The 19,460-nt window shown below is 63.5% G+C and carries 20 protein-coding genes and 1 pseudogene; 12 read left to right on the top strand and 9 right to left on the bottom strand.

The window, feature by feature from the left end; translation table 11 throughout:
- Positions 1-90 precede the first annotated feature (90 nt).
- The 4 genes from hslU to hslV are packed head-to-tail and all read right to left on the bottom strand — an operon-like array spanning position 91 to position 3,074.
- Positions 91-1,404: an ATP-dependent protease ATPase subunit HslU gene (gene hslU / locus DBIPINDM_RS15145; RefSeq protein ID WP_258588006.1), complete on the bottom strand. Its 1,314-nt coding sequence runs from the start codon at positions 1,402-1,404 to the stop codon at positions 91-93.
- Between the two features lie 4 nt (positions 1,405-1,408).
- Positions 1,409-2,008, bottom strand: a complete 600-nt coding sequence (locus DBIPINDM_RS15140) for a DUF2585 domain-containing protein (RefSeq protein WP_258588005.1) — start codon at positions 2,006-2,008, stop codon at positions 1,409-1,411.
- A gap of 3 nt (positions 2,009-2,011) precedes the next feature.
- Entirely contained in the window at positions 2,012-2,533 is a 522-nt protein-coding gene (locus DBIPINDM_RS15135; protein ID WP_258588004.1) for a GNAT family N-acetyltransferase, read from the bottom strand.
- Complete coding sequence (hslV, locus tag DBIPINDM_RS15130) at positions 2,523-3,074, bottom strand: ATP-dependent protease subunit HslV (RefSeq protein WP_258588003.1); 552 nt, start codon at positions 3,072-3,074, stop codon at positions 2,523-2,525. Before hslV ends, DBIPINDM_RS15135 begins: the two co-directional genes overlap by 11 nt.
- A gap of 224 nt (positions 3,075-3,298) precedes the next feature.
- Here hslV and hisB point away from each other — a divergent pair, with 224 nt between their 5' ends.
- The 10 genes from hisB to DBIPINDM_RS15080 all read left to right on the top strand — a co-directional run bounded on the left by hisB (position 3,299) and on the right by DBIPINDM_RS15080 (position 10,490).
- A complete protein-coding gene (gene hisB / locus DBIPINDM_RS15125) occupies positions 3,299-3,898 on the top strand; it encodes an imidazoleglycerol-phosphate dehydratase HisB (protein WP_258588002.1) in 600 nt (199 codons plus the stop codon).
- Between the two features lie 4 nt (positions 3,899-3,902).
- Positions 3,903-4,379, top strand: coding sequence for a DUF2628 domain-containing protein (locus DBIPINDM_RS15120; protein ID WP_258588001.1), 477 nt, complete (start codon positions 3,903-3,905; stop codon positions 4,377-4,379).
- A 1-nt stretch (position 4,380) separates the two neighbouring features.
- A complete protein-coding gene (hisH, locus tag DBIPINDM_RS15115; RefSeq protein ID WP_258588000.1) occupies positions 4,381-5,031 on the top strand; it encodes an imidazole glycerol phosphate synthase subunit HisH in 651 nt (216 codons plus the stop codon).
- Between the two features lie 50 nt (positions 5,032-5,081).
- Positions 5,082-5,828, top strand: a complete 747-nt coding sequence (gene hisA, locus DBIPINDM_RS15110) for a 1-(5-phosphoribosyl)-5-[(5-phosphoribosylamino)methylideneamino]imidazole-4-carboxamide isomerase (protein WP_258587999.1) — start codon at positions 5,082-5,084, stop codon at positions 5,826-5,828.
- Complete coding sequence (locus tag DBIPINDM_RS15105; RefSeq protein WP_258587998.1) at positions 5,825-6,661, top strand: arginase family protein; 837 nt, start codon at positions 5,825-5,827, stop codon at positions 6,659-6,661. The genes hisA and DBIPINDM_RS15105 overlap by 4 nt, the downstream gene beginning before the upstream one ends.
- On the top strand, positions 6,658-7,452 hold the full coding sequence (gene hisF, locus DBIPINDM_RS15100; protein ID WP_258589273.1) for an imidazole glycerol phosphate synthase subunit HisF: 795 nt from the start codon (positions 6,658-6,660) through the stop codon (positions 7,450-7,452). The genes DBIPINDM_RS15105 and hisF overlap by 4 nt, the downstream gene beginning before the upstream one ends.
- A 35-nt stretch (positions 7,453-7,487) precedes the next feature.
- Complete coding sequence (locus tag DBIPINDM_RS15095) at positions 7,488-7,811, top strand: phosphoribosyl-ATP diphosphatase (protein ID WP_258587997.1); 324 nt, start codon at positions 7,488-7,490, stop codon at positions 7,809-7,811.
- Between the two features lie 24 nt (positions 7,812-7,835).
- On the top strand, positions 7,836-8,795 hold the full coding sequence (gene coaA / locus DBIPINDM_RS15090; protein ID WP_258587996.1) for a type I pantothenate kinase: 960 nt from the start codon (positions 7,836-7,838) through the stop codon (positions 8,793-8,795).
- Between the two features lie 97 nt (positions 8,796-8,892).
- Positions 8,893-9,360, top strand: a complete 468-nt coding sequence (locus DBIPINDM_RS15085) for a hypothetical protein (RefSeq protein WP_258587995.1) — start codon at positions 8,893-8,895, stop codon at positions 9,358-9,360.
- A gap of 119 nt (positions 9,361-9,479) precedes the next feature.
- Positions 9,480-10,490 (top strand): hypothetical protein, encoded by a 1,011-nt coding sequence (locus DBIPINDM_RS15080; protein ID WP_258587994.1) that lies wholly within the window; start codon positions 9,480-9,482, stop codon positions 10,488-10,490.
- 77 nt (positions 10,491-10,567) lie between these two features.
- On the opposite strand, the pseudogene DBIPINDM_RS15075 reads toward DBIPINDM_RS15080, so the two are convergent.
- The 4 genes and pseudogenes from DBIPINDM_RS15075 to DBIPINDM_RS15060 form a co-directional block, all read right to left on the bottom strand.
- Positions 10,568-12,110, bottom strand: a pseudogene (locus DBIPINDM_RS15075) (DegQ family serine endoprotease).
- A 256-nt stretch (positions 12,111-12,366) separates the two neighbouring features.
- The gene (locus DBIPINDM_RS15070; protein ID WP_258587993.1) at positions 12,367-13,086 is read right to left on the bottom strand and encodes an MBL fold metallo-hydrolase; all 720 of its coding nucleotides are present in this window, start codon (positions 13,084-13,086) and stop codon (positions 12,367-12,369) included.
- Positions 13,087-13,102: 16 nt separating this feature from the next.
- Entirely contained in the window at positions 13,103-14,269 is a 1,167-nt protein-coding gene (locus tag DBIPINDM_RS15065) for a diphosphate--fructose-6-phosphate 1-phosphotransferase (protein ID WP_258587992.1), read from the bottom strand.
- Positions 14,270-14,456: 187 nt separating this feature from the next.
- Entirely contained in the window at positions 14,457-15,227 is a 771-nt protein-coding gene (locus tag DBIPINDM_RS15060; protein WP_258587991.1) for a L,D-transpeptidase, read from the bottom strand.
- Positions 15,228-15,465: 238 nt separating this feature from the next.
- Between DBIPINDM_RS15060 and DBIPINDM_RS15055 the strand changes: the two genes are divergently transcribed.
- Both DBIPINDM_RS15055 and DBIPINDM_RS15050 read left to right on the top strand, forming a co-directional pair.
- Positions 15,466-15,588, top strand: coding sequence for a hypothetical protein (locus tag DBIPINDM_RS15055; RefSeq protein ID WP_258587990.1), 123 nt, complete (start codon positions 15,466-15,468; stop codon positions 15,586-15,588).
- Between the two features lie 157 nt (positions 15,589-15,745).
- Positions 15,746-16,369: a LysE family translocator gene (locus tag DBIPINDM_RS15050; protein ID WP_258587989.1), complete on the top strand. Its 624-nt coding sequence runs from the start codon at positions 15,746-15,748 to the stop codon at positions 16,367-16,369.
- A gap of 55 nt (positions 16,370-16,424) precedes the next feature.
- Here the strand turns inward: DBIPINDM_RS15050 and DBIPINDM_RS15045 are convergent, their stop codons facing one another.
- A complete protein-coding gene (locus DBIPINDM_RS15045; protein WP_258587988.1) occupies positions 16,425-19,271 on the bottom strand; it encodes an autotransporter outer membrane beta-barrel domain-containing protein in 2,847 nt (948 codons plus the stop codon).
- Between the last annotated feature and the right edge of the window lie 189 nt (positions 19,272-19,460).

The raw sequence follows: 19,460 nt of genomic DNA, 5'->3' as shown, positions 1-19,460 counted from the left end.
AAGGTGGCCAGATGGTACCATCTGGCCACACATGATTCTGCTGCCGGAACGTGTTGCCTGAACCGGCGCCGGACCAGCCGGCGCCGTTCTTTAAAGGATAAATCGCGACAAATCTGTGTTTCTGGAGAGGTCGCCGACATGCTTTTCCACATAGGCGGCATCGATGGTGACTGATGTGCCGTTGCGGTCCGGTGCGTCGTAGGAGATCTCGTCGAGCACCCGCTCCATCACCGTCTGCAGCCGCCTGGCGCCGATATTCTCGACGCTGGCATTGAGATCGACGGCGATGTCGGCCAGCGAATCGATGGCGTCATCTGTAAACGTCAGGTCGACGCCTTCGGTCTTCATCAGCGCGATATACTGCTTGATCAGGCTGGCTTCGGTCTCGGTCAGGATGCGGACGAAATCGTCCTTCTCCAGCGCGCGCAGCTCGACGCGGATCGGCAGGCGACCCTGCAATTCCGGCAGCAGGTCGGACGGCTTCGAGACATGGAAGGCACCCGAGGCGATGAACAGGATGTGGTCTGTCTTCAACGACCCGTACTTGGTCGCCACCGTGGTGCCTTCGATCAACGGTAGCAGGTCGCGCTGAACACCTTCGCGAGAAACGCCGGCGCCCATGCCGCCTTCGCGCGACGCGATCTTGTCGATCTCGTCAAGGAAGACGATGCCGTCATTCTCCGTCGCATCCAGCGCCCGGCGCACCACCTCGTCCTGGTCGAGCAACTTGTCGGACTCGTCGTTGACCAGCAGCGCGTAGGACTCCTTGACGGTGGTCTTGCGCGACTTGATCTTCTTGCCACCCATCGCCTTCGACAGCATGTCGTTGATGTTGAGCACGCCGATATTGGCGCCCGGCATGCCGGGGATCTCGAAGCCGGGCATGCCGCCGGTGCCGGTGTCGGCGACCTCGATCTCGATCTCCTTGTCGTCGAGCTCGCCATCGCGCAGCTTCTTGCGGAAACTATCGCGCGTGGCCGGGCTCGCCGTCTTGCCGACCAGCGCCTCCAGCACGCGTTCCTCGGCGTTGAGGTGGGCGCGCGCCTTGACGTCCTCGCGCATCTTTTCGCGCACCAGGCCGATGGCGATCTCGACGAGATCGCGGATGATCTGCTCGACGTCGCGACCGACATAACCGACCTCGGTGAACTTGGTCGCCTCGACCTTGACGAAAGGCGCACCGGCCAGACGCGCCAGGCGGCGCGAGATCTCGGTCTTGCCGACGCCCGTCGGCCCGATCATCAGGATGTTCTTCGGCATCACCTCTTCGCGCATCTGGCCTTCCAACTGCTGGCGGCGCCAGCGGTTGCGCAAGGCGATGGCCACGGCGCGCTTGGCGTCCTTCTGGCCGATGATGAAGCGGTCGAGTTCCGAAACGATTTCGCGGGGAGAAAATGTGCTCATATCACTAAATTCCACTTTGCCACTGCTTGATGGCCTCGAACGGATGCAGCAGCATGATCACGTTGAGTGTCAGATTGTCCCGGATGAGATAGCCGGTACCCAGTTCGAAAAGGATGGCGAGGCTGACGATCACCCATATAGGTAGCCTTCGCGCCATCACAAATCCCAGCACCATGGCCAGTGTATCGGACACCGAATTGATGATGCTGTCGCCGTAATAATCGAGCGAAATGGTTCCGGCCCGGTAGCGGTCGATAATGAACGGGCTGTTCTCGAGCAATTCCCAGCCGCCCTCGATGAAGACGGCGAAGGCCAACCGCAAGCCGATCGGCGAACGCGGGAACAGAAACCTCGCCAAGGCATAGAACAGGAAGCCGTGGATGATGTGCGAGAAGGTGTACCAGTCGGAAATGTGCTGGGAATTCTCGGAACTGTTCACCACGCCATGCCAGAGTTTGACATAACCGCAGGTGCAGATCGGCGTCCGGCCCATCAAATAGAGCGTCACGGCCTGGACGATGATCAGGCCGGCAACGATCAGCAGCCCCATCCGCCAGCTGTTTTCATAGGCAGAGAGGTCTCTGTCCTCGCCGGATGCGTCCATGCTCTATTGCCCCTCTTCCCCGTCTTCGGCATCGATCGCCATCAGCACAACGTCGCCATAGACCGATTGCCTGCGATCAACGACCCGGAATCCGGCTTTTTCATAGGCGCGGATGGCCCTGAGATTGGCTGGGTCGGGATCGATGATGACGCGCGGCACACCTTCCTCGAACAATTGCTCGACGAATTGGCGCACGATTGCCGAACCGTGGCCGATGCCGACCAGCTCCGGCCGGCCGATCGACAAATCGATGCCGAGCGTGCCGAACGGCTGGTCGGCATAGGGATGGTCATCTTCCAGATGCGGGTCGTAGCTCTGCAGATAGGCGATCGGCTTGCCGTCGAGTTCGACGATCAGCGGCTCGACCGAAATCGAGTCGATATGATCGCGAATCTCGGCGATTTCCGTCTCCGGATCGTCCCACCATTCGGCCACATGCGGCTCGGCGAGCCAGCCGGCGATCATCGGCAGGTCCTTTTCAGTCACCGGCCGGAAATCATAGAGCACCACTGGCTCAGGCGGCATCGAGCGCTTCGACAACGAAATTGTTGTTGGTGTAGACGCAGATATCGGAGGCGATCTGCATCGCCTTGCGGGCGATCTCCTCGGCATCCTTGTCGGTGTCCATCAGCGCGCGCGCCGCCGCCAGCGCGTAATTGCCGCCGGAACCGATGGCCATGACGCCAAATTCGGGTTCGAGCACGTCGCCGGTGCCGGTCAGCGCCAGCGAGATCGACTTGTCGGCAACCAGCATCATCGCTTCCAGCCGGCGCAGATAGCGGTCGGTGCGCCAGTCCTTGGCGAGCTCGACGCAGGCGCGGGTCAACTGGTCGGGATATTGTTCGAGCTTGGCTTCCAGCCGTTCCAGCAGCGTGAAAGCGTCCGCCGTGGCGCCGGCGAAACCGGCGATCACATTGCCGCCCTTGCCGATGCGGCGGACTTTGCGGGCATTGCCCTTCATGATGGTCTGGCCAAGGCTGACCTGGCCGTCGCCGGCGATCACCACCTTGTTGCCCTTGCGCACCGTCACGATGGTCGTGGCGTGCATGGTCAGTTCATTTGACATTCCTGGCTCCGATTCGCGCGATCCCAAAGAGGCGATTGGCGCGGTACGAGTAACTTTGATCGGCCATATGTATGCACGGGACCAATGATTGCAAACCGCTCGATAGCGGCCGGGATGGCAACTGGCAATCGCCGGATCATGCTGCTAGAAGGCTTTCGTTTTCAAGCCGGTGAATGCTTGAAGCTCGTCTCTCGAGCTTTGAACCCTGAGACAAGGACAAGGTCATGGCGCCCCGTTCCGCCGAAGCCAGCCGCAAGACCAAGGAAACCGACATCTCGGTGTCGGTCCATGTCGACGGTTCGGGCAAATCCGATATCGCCACGGGCGTCGGTTTCTTCGACCACATGCTGGACCAACTTTCGCGTCATTCCCTGATCGACATGACGGTCAAGGCGAAGGGCGACCTGCACATAGACGACCACCACACGGTCGAGGACACTGGCATCGCGCTTGGCCAGGCGCTGACCAAGGCGCTGGGCGAGCGGCGCGGCATCATGCGCTATGCCTCGATCGACCTTGCCATGGACGAGACGCTGACACGCGCCGCGATCGACGTGTCCGGCAGGCCGTTCCTGGTCTGGAACGTTCCCTTCTCGTCGCCCAAGATCGGCACCTTCGACACCGAACTGGTACGGGAATTCTTCCAGGCGCTGGCCCAAAATGCCGGCATCACGCTGCATGTCACCAACCACTATGGCGCCAACAACCACCACATCGCCGAGACCTGCTTCAAGGCGGTGGCGCGCGCGCTGCGCGCGGCATTGGAGCAAGACCCGCGCCAGCTCGACGCGGTTCCCTCCACCAAGGGTTCGCTGAAGGGGTAACGCCATGGCCGCCTATGTCGTGATGGAACCGCCCGGCCGCAGCGAAAAGGTCGACACAACGACCTTTGTCCGCGACGGCTTCACCTGGATCGGCCTGCTGGTGCCGCCGCTATGGCTCGCCTGGCATCGGCTGTGGATCGAAGCCGGGATCGCCTTCGTCGTCATGGGCGCGCTTTCGATGCTTGGCCAAAACCTTGGCCTTGGATTGGCCGGTTCGCTGCTGTCGCTGCTGGTTTCGCTCTATGTCGGCCTGGAAGGGCAGGGGTTGCGCATCGCGGCGCTTCGGCGGCGCGGCTGGCACGAATGGGGCGTGGTTCAGGCCGGCCGGCTCGACGACGCCGACATACGCTATGCCCACGAGGTCGAGGGGCAGGCAGAGGAAGCGCCGCCCGCGCCGCGCATCGTCCCCGATGCAGCCCTGGCCCGCCCGGCGCAGCCCGGCATCGCGCTGGGCCTGACTCACATCCCTGGAAGACCCTGAAATGCGGGTAGCAATCATCGATTATGGCTCGGGCAATCTGCGCTCGGCCACCAAGGCCTTCGAGCGTGCCGCACGCGAAGCCGGCATATCGGCTGAGATCGACCTGACGGCCGATGCCGACCGGGTGCGTACGGCCGATCGCATCGTCCTGCCCGGCGTCGGCGCCTATGCCGACTGCGCGGCCGGCCTGCGTGCCGTCGACGGCATGTGGGAAGCGGTCGAGGATGTCGCGATTGCCAAGGGCCGGCCTTTCCTCGGCATCTGCGTCGGCATGCAGCTGATGTCCGAGCGCGGCTTGGAAAAGACCGTCACCAACGGCTTTGGCTGGATATCGGGCGACGTCAAGGAGATCGCGCCCACCGATCCGGCGCTGAAAATCCCGCAGATCGGCTGGAACACGATCGAGCTTCGGCGCCAGCATCCGCTGTTTGCCGGCATTCCAACCGGGCCGGATGGGTTGCACGCCTATTTCGTCCATTCCTACCACCTCGACGCGAGGAAGCCGGACGAGGTTGTGGCGGTGGCCGACTATGGCGGCCCGGTGACGGCCACCGTCGCCCGCGACAATCTTGTCGGTACGCAGTTCCATCCGGAGAAAAGCCAGGCGCTGGGGCTGGCGCTGATCACCAATTTCCTGCGCTGGAGGCCCTAGAGCATGATCCCGAAAAGTGGACACCGGTTTTCGTTGAGGGCGCCTGAATCGTGATCCTGTTTCCTGCCATCGACCTCAAGGACGGCAAATGCGTGCGCCTGAAGCACGGCGACATGGCGACCGCGACCATCTACAACGATGACCCCGCCGCACAGGCAAAAGCCTTCGAGGACCAGGGCTTCGAATGGCTGCATGTTGTCGACCTCAACGGTGCCTTCAAGGGCCAAAGCGTCAACAGCGCGGCGGTCGGCGCGATCCTCAAGGCGACGAAGAACCCCGTGCAGCTCGGCGGCGGCATCCGCACGCTGGAACAGATCGAGGACTGGCTCGACCGCGGCCTCGCCCGCGTCATCCTCGGCACGGTGGCGGTGCGCGATCCTGATCTGGTCAGGCAGGCCTGCAAGGCTTTCCCGGGCAAGGTGGCTGTCGGCATCGATGCCAAGGGCGGCAAGGTGGCGGTCGAGGGCTGGGCCGAGGCGTCGAGCCTCGGTGTCATCGAACTGGCGAGGAAATTCGAGGGTGCCGGTGTGGCCGCCATCATCTACACCGACATCGATCGCGACGGCGTGCTGACCGGCATCAACTGGGATGCCACCATCGACCTCGCCGACGCCGTATCGATCCCGGTCATCGCTTCGGGCGGCCTTGCCTCGATCGCCGACATCGTGCGCATGACTATGCCCGACGCACAAAAGCTCGAAGGCGCCATCTCGGGCCGCGCGCTCTATGACGGCCGCATCGATCCGGCCGAAGCGCTGGCGATCCTGCAAGGCCGGCCGGTGGAGGCCAAATCGTGAAAATCACCATCATCCTGGCCTCCTATGACAGCGGCCACTATCACGGCGGCATGGGCCAAGGTCCGGATGCGCTGATTGCCGGCGGTCTCGTCGACGCCCTGACCATGGCTGGCCACGACGTCGCGGTCGAGGACATCGGCAGGGTTGGCGACGATCAGGAGCGCGAGATCGCCACCGGCTTTGCCGTCTGCAACGCCGTCTCAGGCGAGGTCCGCATTGCCATCGACAGGGGACGGTTTCCCATCGTGCTGGCCGGAAACTGCCTGACATCAGCCGGCGCGGTCGCCGGCGAGGGCGCCGATGCGATCATCTGGGCCGACCAGCATGGCGATCTCAACACGCCCGAGACATCGGTATATGGCTTTCTCGACGGCATGGCGCTGGCGACCGTGCTCGGCCTGTGCTGGCGCCCGATGGCAGGGGCCATTCCAGGCTTCAAGCCGATCGATCCGTCGCGTTGCGTGCTCGTCAACGCCCGCGATCTCGATCCGGCCGAGGAACAGCTTCTCAAGACCTTGCCGGTGATCCGCACGGAATGTCCCGGTGTGGGACCGGCAACCGAAAAGCTGAAAGCCGTAGGCGCCAAAAGCGTGCACATGCATCTCGATCTCGACGTGCACGACCCCAAGGAGTTGCAGGCCAACCGCTATGTCACGTCAGGCGGGCCGAGCCCCGAACAATTGCGCGACGCGGCCTGCGCCATGGCGCTTGCGGTGCCGATCGTCGGCATCACCGTTTCCGCTTACGATCCGGCCTTCGACGCCCAGGCCGACGTTCCGCCGCTGGTCGGCCAGCTGCTCAACGATCTCATCGCCACGATAGAGGGCCGCTGATGCTGAAAGCCCGCGTCATCCCCTGTCTCGACGTCAAGGACGGCCGTGTCGTCAAGGGCGTCAACTTCGTCGACCTCATCGATGCAGGCGATCCGGTCGAGGTGGCCAAGGCCTATGACGCCGCCGGTGCCGACGAGCTTTGCTTCCTCGACATCACGGCCTCGTCCGACAACCGTGAAACCATCTTCGATGTCATTGCCCGCACCGCCGAACAATGCTTCATGCCGCTGACCGTCGGCGGCGGCGTGCGCCAGGTCGCCGATATCAGGAAATTGCTTTTGGCCGGCGCCGATAAGGTGTCGATCAACACCGCGGCGGTGAAGAACCCGGATTTCGTCGCCGAGGCGGCCGACAAGTTCGGCAACCAATGCATCGTCGTCGCCATCGACGCCAAGAAGGTGTCCGGCGCCGGCGAGGCCGACCGCTGGGAGATTTTCACCCATGGCGGGCGCGAGAAGACCGGCATCGATGCGATCGAATTCGCCCGAAAGATGGTCGATCGCGGCGCCGGCGAGATCCTGTTGACCTCGATGGACCGCGACGGCACCAAGGCCGGCTACGACATCGCGCTGACGCGTGCGATCGCTGATGCGGTGCGCGCCCCGGTCATCGCTTCGGGCGGCGTCGGCACGCTGGATCATCTGGTCGAAGGCATTCGCGACGGCCATGCCGGCGCCGTGCTGGCGGCCTCGATCTTCCATTTCGGCACCTACACCATAGCGCAGGCCAAGGCGTATATGGCTGAGGCCGGCCTGCCGATGCGGCTGGACTCCTCAGGCGTTCGGCCCTAGAGGCTGTCCGGCTAAGAAAAAGGCTCTCAGGCGCCATGGCTGAATTTTCGCTGTCCGATCTGGAAAAAATCGTCCATGAGCGCGCCCATTCCGGTGATCCCGACTCCTGGACAGCGAAACTGTTCGCCCGCGGCATCGACAAGGCGGCCCAGAAGCTTGGCGAGGAGGCCGTCGAGACGGTAATTGCCGCCGTCAAGGGCGACAGGCAGGGCCTCGTTTCCGAAAGTGCCGATCTTATATATCATTGGCTCGTCGTTCTCGGCCTCTCGGGTGTCCCGTTGAGTGATGTGCTCAAGGAGCTCGAAAGCCGCACCGGGCGTTCGGGCATCACCGAGAAGGCGTCACGGCCCAAGGGCTGACCGCGAGGGAGGGCAGGTATCTCGATGGATCAGCTCGCGCCAACCGAGAAATATTCCCCCTTTCGTTTCTTTTCGGCCGAGCAATGGTCGCGATTCCGCGCCGACACGCCACTGACGCTGAGCGATGACGAATTCCGCCGCCTGCGTTCGCTCAACGACCCGGTCGACCTCGAAGAGGTCAAGCGCATCTATCTGTCGCTGTCGCGCCTTCTGTCCGCCCACGTCGAGGCGAGCCAATTGCTGTTCAGGCAGCGCCAGGCCTTCTTCAATGCCGTCGACGTGGTCAAGACGCCGTTCATCATCGGCATCGCCGGTTCCGTCGCGGTCGGCAAGTCGACCACCGCGCGCGTGCTGAAGGAACTTCTGGCGCGCTGGCCGTCGAGCCCCAAGGTCGATCTCATCACCACCGACGGTTTCCTGCTGCCCAATGAGGTGCTGCGCCGTGAAAACCTGATGGAACGCAAGGGCTTTCCCGACAGCTACGATGTCGGCGCGCTGCTGCGCTTCCTCTCGGGCATCAAGTCGGCGCTGCCCGATGTCCGCGCCCCGGTCTATTCGCACCTCACCTATGACGTCATTCCCGGCGAGTTCGTCACCATCGACCGGCCCGATATCCTGATCTTCGAAGGCATCAATGTCCTGCAGCCGGGCAAGCTGCCGCAGGACGGCAAGATTGTGCCTTTCCTGTCCGACTTCTTCGATTTCGCCATCTACATCGATGCCGACGAGAAGCTGATCCACGAGTGGTATATCTCGCGCTTCATGCGGCTGCGCGAAACAGCCTTCCGCAATCCGGACTCCTTCTTCCATCGCTATTCGCAGCTGTCGGAGGATTCGGCGCGCGCTATTGCCGAAGGCCTGTGGACCAACATCAACCTGAAGAATTTGCGCGAGAACATCCTGCCGACGCGTGCCCGCGCCGACTTGATCCTGCGCAAGGGCGCCGACCACTTGATCGAGGAAGTAGCACTGCGCAAGCTCTGAGGCTCAGGCCGCATTCAACTGCCAGTTAGAACGCCCTTAACTGCCTGTTTGCTAGATATCCTGCTCGATTGCTGCTTTGGTGGTGAGGATAGCTGGCATGGACGCGCCATTCGTTGCTTCCGACCAACCGGCCGGGTTGCGTTCCGTCACGGCCGCAGCCGCCGTTCGGCTCGGCTGGCCGGTGGCCGCGACGCTGCTGATTGCCGCCTATGCGATCATTGTCTCGTTGCTTGTCATGCCCGGCAATGTCGACGTGTCCTGGCTGCTGGTGATCGGCGAACGTGTGCTCGACGGCGAGCGCCTTTCGGTTGACATCATCGAGGTCAATCCGGCCTTTTCCGCCTGGCTCTATCTGCCTTTCGTGCTGCTCGAGCGGCTGACCGGGCTTTCGGCGGAACTCTGGGTGAGCATCGGCGTGACCACGCTGGCGATAGCATCGGTCTGGTTTTCAGCCCGTATTGCCGCGCGGGCGGACGAAACGCTGAAACGGCATCTCTGGATGGTGCCGGCCGCTTTATTCTGCTGTTCCTGTTTCCGATCGATTTCGGCCAGCGCGAACAGATAGCCGTCATCGTCCTGCTGCCGTGGCTGGCCCTGTTTTCAGCGCGCGACAGGACTGTCGATTTCAAGGCCGGCAGCGTCGCCGAGCGGATCGTCGCGGGCGTCGGCGCCGGTATCTTCGTCATGATCAAACCGCCCTACAGCGTCCTCGCCCTGGCGGTGCCGGCCCTGGTCATCGCGCTGCAGCGGCGCTCGCTGCATCCGCTTTGGACGACGGAGAATGTGATCGGCGCCACGCTCACCGTCGCCTATTTGATTGCGCTGGCCGTCTTCATGCAGCCCTTCTTCACCGACGTCATGCCCTTGCTGCGCCAGGTCTATCTGCCGATGCGCATGCCTGTGATTGATGTGCTGATGCTGTGGCAGGTCACGATGTTCGTGGCCATGGCGGTCGCCACACTGGCGATGGCCTCTCCCGGCCGGCCCGATCGCGATGCCAGGACAATGCTGCTGGCGGGGGCCGCCTATGTTCCGGCTTTCGTCATCATGGGCAAGGGCTGGACCTATCAGGCATTGCCCTTCCTGACGCTCGGCGTCCTGGCGCTGATGCTGCAATATGTCAGGCTGAAACCGCTCAGAAGCCTGCCGCTGCCGGTCAAGGCGGGTGCTGCGCTCGGCCTGTTTTCGATCGTGCTTTTGACGGCGCTGCAGCAAGGCATGGCCTTCACCCAGTCGCGCCGCGACCTGGATGCCGCGACAGCGGCGATCGTGCGCGCGGTCGCTCATCCGACCATGATGTCGATCGCGTCGCAATTGCAGTTCAGCAACCCGCTCGCCCGCATGACCGGCGCCCGCTTCGTGGCACGGCAGCAATCGGGCTGGATGGTCAATGACGCGGGAATATTGATGGGGATGGAACAGGACCCCGCGCGACGCCAGGATCTGGCCGCCCTCAGGGAAAGATATACGGCGTCGATCGCGGGCGAACTTGCTTCGAAACGGCCTGATATCATCGTCGACGACGGAACATCAGGACCGCGCGCGCCGGTGCTGCTGAACCTGAAGAACCAGCAAACCATGCCGCCGCTGCACGACGCGCCTGGGATCGCGGAGGTGCTGCGCGGCTACCGCATTTTGTATCAGGACCGGTCGGTGACGGTGTTCATTCGCGCCGATATTGCCGCTCGCGAATAAAGCGCTTCCGGAGCGGCCGGTCCGTCACCGCTTGGCAACAGACCGGCCGCATCCGCATTTCATGTCCGCGCAGCGTCTCAGCCGTTGGCGAACGGCACGGCGACATAGATTTGGCCGCCGTCACGTTCAACCAGCAGCAGCACCGATTTGCGGCCCGACTTGCTGGCCTGGGCGATCGCCTGCGTGACCTGCTTGGCGCTCTTCACCGGAACCTGGTTGACGGCGGCGATGATATCGCCCGGCTGGACGCCGGCGGCGGCCGCCGCCTTGTCGGGATTGACGCGCGCAACCACCGCGCCATGCTCGTTGTCGGCGAGGTTCATCTGCTGGCGAATGTCTGATGTGATGTCCATCAGGCCGAGGCCGATCGCCGGTGCGCGCGAGCCCTGCTCGGCGCTCGGCGCGCCGGAGTTGTCCGTCGATGCCGTCTTCACATCGTCGCTGTTTTTGCCCGACATCGACGGAAATCTGCATGGCCTTACCCTTGCGCCAGACATCCAGCGTTTCCTTGGCGCCCGGCGCGACATCGGCGACGGCCCGCGACAGATCCTTGGGGTCCTTAACGTCCTGTCCGGCGAAGCTGGTGATGACGTCGCCGGTCTCGACGCCGGCGCTGGCGGCAGGCGAGCTGTCATTGACCTTCGAAACCAGCGCGCCGCCGGCATGATCGAGCCCGATGGCGCTCGCCACATCCGGGGTCACCGGCTGAATCTCGACGCCGAGATAGCCATACTGGATCGAGCCGTCCTTCATCAGCTTGGCGACGACCTTTTGCGCCTGGTCGGACGGAATAGCGAAGCCGACGCCGACGCTGCCGCCATTGGGCGAATAGATCGCCGTGTTGATGCCGACGACATTGCCGTTCACATCCACCAGCGGACCGCCGGAATTGCCATGGTTGATCGGCGCGTCGATCTGGATGAAATCGTCGAACGGGCCGCTATGCAGGTCGCGGCCGCGCGCCGAAACGATGCCGGCGGTGACCGTGGTGCCGATGCCGAACGGATTGCCGATCGCCAGCACCTGGTCACCGGTCATCAACCTGTCGGAATCGCCCCATTTGACTGTCGGCAGGGGCTTGTCGGCTTTGATCTTGAGCACGGCAAGGTCGTTCTTGGCGTCGCGGCCGACAAGCTTGGCGGGAAGCTCAGTGCCGTCATCGAGCGTCACCTTGATCGAAGACGCGCCGTCGACGACGTGATTGTTGGTGACGATGGTGCCGTCGGCATTGACGATGAAGCCGGAGCCGAGCGCCTCGGCGCGTTGCGCCTGTTGCGGCGGCGTCTGCGGAGCGGGGATGCCCTGGTCGCCGAAGAACTGGCGGAAATACTGGTCGAATGGCGAGTTGCCGAGAGGCATGCCGTCATCGGCGCTTGCCGGCTGTGCCTTCATGATGGTGGTGACCGTCACCACTGCCGGCTTGTCGGCCGCCACGATCGGCGCGAACGAGCCGTTGGGGGCGGTGATACCGGCGACAGGGGTCTGGGTCGTCGCGCCAACGTTGCTCACGCCTGTATTGCCGGCACTTTGGGCAAACGAGACGACGAAGGGAGAGATGAAGAGGGCGGCGCCCAGCAATGCGGCGACGCGATGTCTGCGAAGAATGTTAAGGGATGACATGGTCGTTGTCCGTGCGAGACATTGGGTTCGGCGCCGTGGCCTCGGGACGGGTGCGGCCCATTCGGCGTACCGGCCATCGCGGCTGCCTGTCTCGCTTCATGCGGCGGCCGTTCAGGTCGATGAAACCGGGATCTAGGACGCGGATGCGGGCGAATTAGGTTTTTTCGGTTATATTACAAAGATTTAATTCTTTGCAGAGGATTGGTAATGTAGCTGGCTCCCAGCCTTTCCTGCCAGCTGGCAGTGCTGGTGAAGCTCAGATATCGCCGGCTTGCCTGATGTAAGCCGTTGCAATCTCACGCATACGCTTGCCGTCGAAGCTCGGTCCGTGGCCGCCATGGCCAATGCGGATCGGCAGCTCGAGCAGCCGCTTCATGGTGCTGACATAGGCGGCCCGGTCGGAATCCGGCAGCGAGTCGATCAGCGTGTCGTCGTAGATGGCGTCGCCGCTGAAAAACAGGCCATCGGCCTCGTCGAACAGCGCGATCGAATCCGGCGAATGCCCGGGCAGATGCAGGACGCGGAATTGCCGGTCACCGAGATCGACAACGTCGCCCTCATCGAGAGTCCGTGTCAGCGGTGCCGGCGGGATCTTGTAGTCGGCCGACTTCCAGCCCGGCGCCGGCAATTTCGAAACGGCACCTTCGAGATCGTGGAACATGTAGGCGTAGGTCGCCGCCTCATCCATGCTCTCGAACTGTGCCGCACTCATCCTCGGCCCCGCCCGCCACGAAAATTCGTGCAGCGAGCCGACATGGTCGAGATGGATATGCGTGGCGACGACCAGCAGCGGCTTTCCGTCAGGCGTCTCGATCTCCGGAGCCAGCGGACAGATGCCCATGCCGGTGTCGACCAAAAGGTCGGCGTCGCGGCCGCGCAGATGCCAGATGTTGGCGCGCACATAGTCATGCACGAATGGCTCGGTGAGCATCGTCGTCTTGTCGTCGACGATGCTCTTGCTGAACCAGCCCCGCATTATGGCTGAACCCGCATCAGACGAACGGCTTCCCGACCTTGTACTTTTCCGGCACCAGCCGCTTGAGATAGGCCATGCCAGCCTCGGACAGCTGGTTGACGTCGGGCTTCATGAAGTCGTCGGGCATGTGGCGGGTCTTGCCGGCGACATTCTTCAGCGGCACCTTCTTCAGCACCGTCTTGGTGCCATCATACTGCAGCGCCACCGAGCCGCCGCCCTGTTCGGCGACGGAGACGGCGAAGGCGCCGGCATCGAGGGCCTCCTGCGCGTCGACCGCGCTGATGGCGCCGATATAACCGCGCGGCATGTAGCCGAGCGCGTCGACACGCGCCCGCTTGCCCGGCAGCCCCTCGGCCAATGCGCGCTCAAGTGCAGCCGGCAGGTCGCTGCCCGACAGCTTGACGTTGCCATGCGCGTCGCGCTCGAGCTTGTCCGGCGGCACCAGGCTTTCGACCAGCGCCTTGCCGTCGGCGGTGCTCACCCCTTCCGAAACGGCGACGATGCAGCGCTTGTGGCGGTCGAGCGTGGCGCGGACATCATCGATGAAGCCGGCCGCCGAGAATGGCCGTTCCGGCACGTAGACCAGGTGCGGGCCGCTGTCGGAGTCGAGTTGCCAGGCCGCGGCCGCGGCCGTCAGGAAGCCGGCGTGCCTACCCATGACGATGCCGACATAGATGCCGGGCAAGGCGCGAAAATCGAGATCGACGGACAGGAAGGCGCCGGCGACGAATTCGGCGGCCGAGATAAAGCCCGGCGTGTGGTCGTTCTCCTCAAGATCGTTGTCGATGGTTTTTGGCGCATGAACAAAAGCGATGCTGCCGCCGGCGGCATCGGTCAGGATCTGCTGCGTGCCCGACGTGTCGTTGCCGCCAATATAGATGAAGGCATCGGCCCCGGCCTTTTTCAACCCATTGAGGATGACATCGCAATACGCCGCATCCGGTTTGTCACGCGTCGAGCCGAGTGCGGCACTCGGCGTTCCCGCAATCAGTCGCAACCGGTCTTCGGGGATGGCGGAGAGGTCGACATAATTGCCGTCACGAATGCCGCGCACGCCGTGGATGGAACCCAGCACCTTGGCGCCGGGATGCCGTTTGCGGATCTCCAGCGTGGCGCCGACCACGGTCTGGTTGATGACGGCGGTCGGGCCGCCGCCCTGCGCGATGACAAAAGTTCCGGCCATTCCTGACGTCTCCCGAGGCGATGGTTTTCAAGGCACCTTGGCCTGTCTTGCCGCATCGCGCAACGGGGGAGTCGGGCGTGATCCCGAAAAGCATGCCCTCGGGTCTGACCCGAGGGTGGAAACCGGTTTCGGCAAAGATCCTGCCCGAACGGGACGATAAAAGCGGCCACGGTGGCCGCCCAAACGATCACATGACGACGACAGGGTTTTTCTTCGAGACGCGGCTGTAGAGGTCGATGATGTCCTGGTCGATCAGGCGCACGCAGCCCGACGACATCGCCTGGCCGATGCTCCACCATTCGGGCGAGCCATGGATGCGGTAGCCGGTGTCCTTGCCGTCCTGGTAGATGTAGAGGGCACGCGCGCCGAGCGGGTTGGTGAGGCCGCCAGGCTGGCCGCCTTGCCACTTCACCAGTTCGGGCTTGCGCTGGATCATCTCCGGCGGCGGCGTCCAGGTCGGCCATTCCCGTCCATACTGGATGTTGGCGCGGCCGGACCAGCGGAAGCCGTCCTTGCCGATGCCGACGCCGTAGCGGATGGCGTCGCCGCCTGGCTGGACGAGATAGAGCATGCGCTCCTTGAGATGGACGACGATGGTGCCGGGCGCTTCGCCGGTGGTGTCGACGACGATCTGGCGGCGGAATTCTGGCTTGACCTTGAGATAGGGCACTTCCGGCACGTTGAAGCCGTTGTCGGTCAAAGCGGCATACATGACATCGGCGCTGGTGATGTTCTTGTCGACGCTGATCGCCGGCCGTATCGGCGGCACTGAACCAGTGACCGTATTGTCGAGCTGCAGCATCGGCATACCGCCGTCGCCCGAGGTCGAACAGCCGGCGGCGCTGAGCAGCGCCAGCGCACCTGCCCCGGACAGGATGGCGCGGCGGGAAGGATGATGATCGGTTTCGATTGCGTCGCCGTTTCGTGGCGGCGTCAGACCTTGCGGCAACTCACGCATATACCCAAACCCTACGCTGTCGGCGGGAAGCACGGTCCGGCCGGATAATGGGCATTTTCATCATTCATGGTTGATAAAGCGTGAATGTCTTGCGTTACCTGCATTTGCGCGGTTCCTGGCGGCATCAGGCGGTGCTGGCTGACCGCCAATCGAGCGCTCCTGCACAAAAAGACCCAGCTCGGGTCATAATCCCGGCACCGGCCTTTCCTACCCATCAGGCGATCAGCGAGGGGCCTCCATGTGCAAGACGTTAAAAACCGACATCAAGCTTTTTGCCGCTGCCATTGTCGCGGCCGCATTGGTTCTCGGTGCCAATGTCAGCCTCGCCGATATATTGAGCACGCTGATCGGCGCGAACTGACGCCGACCTGCCTTTGGCGCAATTGATAGCGGCAATTCCAGGAAAAAGTGCGTGGCGATCTTCCGCCCGCAATTGCGCAAAAAACAAAAATCAGGCCTCTTTACATTCTCCCGGGGTTCAGGATTTATCCTTTTCCTTAACCCAAGGGAGAACAGACATGTCCTTCGAAAACTGGGCCGCTTTCGCCGCCGCTTCGACCATCCTCCTCATCATTCCGGGCCCGACCATCCTGCTGGTCGTGTCCTATGCGCTGGGCCAGGGCTGGCGCACCGCCTTGCCGATGGCGGTTGGCGTGGCGCTCGGCGACTTCACCGCCATGACCTTGTCGATGCTCGGCATCGGCGCGCTGCTCGCCGCTTCGGCGACTGTCTTCACCATCCTGAAGCTGATTGGCGCCGGCTATCTGATCTATCTCGGCGTAAAGCTGTTCCGCGCCGGCGGCGCGCTGAAGGCCGAGCCGCGAACCGATGTGGTGTCGCCCGCCAAGATGACGGCGCATGCCTGGCTGGTCACCGCGCTCAACCCGAAAAGCATCACCTTCTTCGTCGCCTTCCTGCCGCAGTTCCTCGACCGGCATGCCAATTTCTGGACGCAGATGATGATCTTCGAGACGACTTTCCTGGCGCTCGCATTCGCCAATGCCTTCGGCTATGCGCTGATCGCGGCGCGCGCCCGCAACGTCGTGCGCAATCCCAAGGCGATCCGCATCTTCAACCGCACCGGCGGCACGCTGCTGGTCGGCGCCGGCATCGCCACGGTGGCGATGCGCTCGGGCAATTAGGCGGCCTCTTTTATTAGACCATCCGAAACCGGTTTCCGGTTTCGGATGGTCTGGTTCACCACTTCACGCTGATACCCAGATTGCCCTCGAGGATGCGGCGCTTGTCGCCGCCGAGATTGGTGGTGTAGTCGCCGGTGGCGAAGATGCTGACCTTGTCGGTCACTCTGGCGACCACGCCGCCACCGAACTCGAAGGAGGTCGATCGGCCCTCGGTCGAGATGTCGGTGGTGTCGAAATTGACATGGCTGATGCCGCCGAAATCATGCCAGATGTTGGCCTTGAGGTAGGGCTGCAGCGCGATGCCGTTGATCGTGGTCTCGCCCTGCAGCCGCACACCCAGCCGGCCGCTGACGCTGTCGTCGGTGCCGAAGGAAACCGACGAGAAGCGGTCGTTGGTGTCGTTGAGCGACAGATGCTGCCAGACCAGTTGCGCCTGCGGTTCGAGCGTCCAGCCCTGCGCCAGCGCTATGGGATAGCCGCCTTCCAGCGAAGCGGTGACGCCGGTTCCGCCAATATCGATGCCGATATCGCGCGACGATGTCGCGTCGCCACCGAAGAAGGTGGCCATGAGGACGCCGTCAAGGTACCAGCCGCTTTGGCCGATGCGGGTCCAGTAGCCGCCAACGCTGGTGCCGCTGACGTCGAGGCTGCCGACGGACAGATCGTTCCATCCCAGCGCCTGGCCGCGCACGTCACCCTTCATGCTGGCATAGGCGACGAACAGGCCGGCGCGATCGATTCCGCCTGAGGCGGTCTCGCGGCCGAACACGTCGAAGCCTGCCTGAAGGCCGAACAGCGTGCCGTCAAAGGAGGGCGACACCGTTCCCGACCAGCCCATCTCAGTGTCCTGACCAAAAATGCGGCCCCAGACCGGCGACAGTTCCAGATCCGACAACAGGCTTTGCTCACCCCGCCGTTCGTGAAAGGTGCCGAGCGTCGTCATCGCCAGGTGCTCGGCGACCGGCGGCAGGGCCGAATAGACCGGCACCTCGATGCGATAGAGCGGGATCACGGCTGCCTGCACCGCGGTCGCCCCAGGTGTCGGCGGCGTCGGCTGGACCGGCGGCGGGCCCGGCAGCGTCGGCACTGGAAGCACAGGCGCTTCTGTCGGCACCACCGGCGGGGGTGGCGGCGGATCCGCGGGTGGCGGCGGCGGTGGCGGCGGCGGCGGTTCGGGTTCCGGGTCGCTGGCCTGCACCGGCGGTGTCGGGTCGACCGGCGGGGTGTTGATATCGCCCTCGGTCGGTGGCGGCGTCGGTGGAAGTTCGGATGCCGGCGGGGGTGGTGGTTCGGCCGCGGGCGGTTCGGGTTCCGGCGGTGGCGTGGGTTCGAGCGCCGGCGGGGCTGGTGCCGGCGTCGCCGGTGTGGTCAGCGTCGAGCGCAGATACCAGTTTTCGTTGCTGCCGGCGCTGACGCCGCCCTTGAACAGATAATATTCGAAGGCGCCAGCGGCGACCGGGGCGTCGAGTGCGAATGTGGTGGCGCCTGAAGTGGCGCCGTTGACCGCCTGGACGACCATGATGCCGTCCTGCGTGGTCGCGGCACCCGCGCCGCCGACATTGACCACGGAAATGCCGGTCGAGCCCGAAGCCGTGCCGCCCGAAAGCACCAGCCTGTCGGAGGCGGAGGAATCGTCACCGAGTTCGGTCTGGACAAGCAGCAGGCCGCCGGCACCGACATAATTGCCCGAGATCGTCAGCCGGTCGGTCGCGCCCGTGGTGCCGTTGGTCAGGTCGATGCGTCCGGCATTGGTGACCTGAGCCAGCTGGCCAGCCGTGAAGGCCTGGATCGCCGCGTTGAAGCCGCCGCCATAGAGCGTGCTCGAAGCATCGACGCTGAGCGAACCCGTGCCGGTGCCGCTGTCGCCGAGCTTGAGAGTGCCGTCGAGCGTCAGTTGGGTGTCGTTGGTGGCGTCGACCGTTTCCCAGTTCTGGACTCTGGCGATCCCGTCGAGCTTGACGTTGTCGAAGGTCAGCGCGTCGGTGCCAAGGCCGCCATTCAGGGCGTCCGTGCCGCCGAGATTGGCGTTGGTGAGGTTGCTGAGCTTGGCGGTGTCGTTGTCGGCGCCGAGATCGACCGCGCCATAGATGATGCCGCCGCCATTCCAGACGAAACTGTCGGAACCGAAGCTCATCAGCACATCGCCACCGACCGTGCCGCCGGTGATTGTCACGCTGTCATTGCCGCCGCTGACGCTGATGTTGCCGCCGATCGTGCCGCCGGAGAGGATAATGGTGTCCTGGTCGAAGCCGGTGACGAGGTTGCGGTCGATGGTGCCGCCGGACATGTTGAAATAGTTCTTGTCGAGCTTCATGTTGACCCGGCCGATGCGGCCGCCCGTCATCACGGCATGATCGCCATCGTCGAAGAAATCGACGATGCGCCCGCCCGTCATGGTGAAGGTGTCGAGCCCGTCGCCCTGGTTGAGCGACCCGATCTGGCCGCCGCTCATGTTGAAATCGTCGATGCCGGCACCCTGCTGGACATTGCCGGCGACGGTGCCGCCGCTGATGGTGAAGAAATCCGTGCCGTCACCCTGGTCGACCGCGCCGGTGATGGTGCCGGACTGCATGTTGATGCGGTCCGTGCCGGCGCCGAAAGTGACGTTGCCGCTCACCCGCCCGGTGCCGCCAGCGGGAAAATTCAGCGTGTTGTCGCCGCTGGTATCGGTGAGGCTGCCGCCCGAATCGCCACTATCGCAGGTGAAGGTGGTATTTCCCGCTGATGGAACCAGCACGCAGGCCGCCAAGGCCGTGGAACCGGGCAGCAACACTAGCGCTGTAGTTGCAAGTAAGCTAATAAACCATGGATGGATTTGCCGCGGCTTTCGCCGCAACAAAGAAATCGCCTCGTCAGCGTATTCCGAACGGCTGTTCGGAAGCTGTATTTCAAAATGCCGCATCGCGTCCCCTCTCAGATCGCGATTACAAGCCCCTCGCCGCGCCGCAATGAAGCCACAATTCGTTCGATTTTACAAAGCCTAATCTGCCCGTCATGGTTGATGAACTGCAAAATCTACTGAAGTAGACGCGTGCGCTGCATGGTTGGCGCGTCTGTGGCCCATGCTTTAAGATCGCCTTGGACCGAGGGC

Source organism: Mesorhizobium sp. AR02, assembly GCF_024746835.1.
GTDB lineage: Bacteria > Pseudomonadota > Alphaproteobacteria > Rhizobiales > Rhizobiaceae > Mesorhizobium.
The sequence above is the reverse complement of the archived record's forward strand: the minus strand, read 5'-3'. Positions and strand labels throughout refer to the sequence as shown.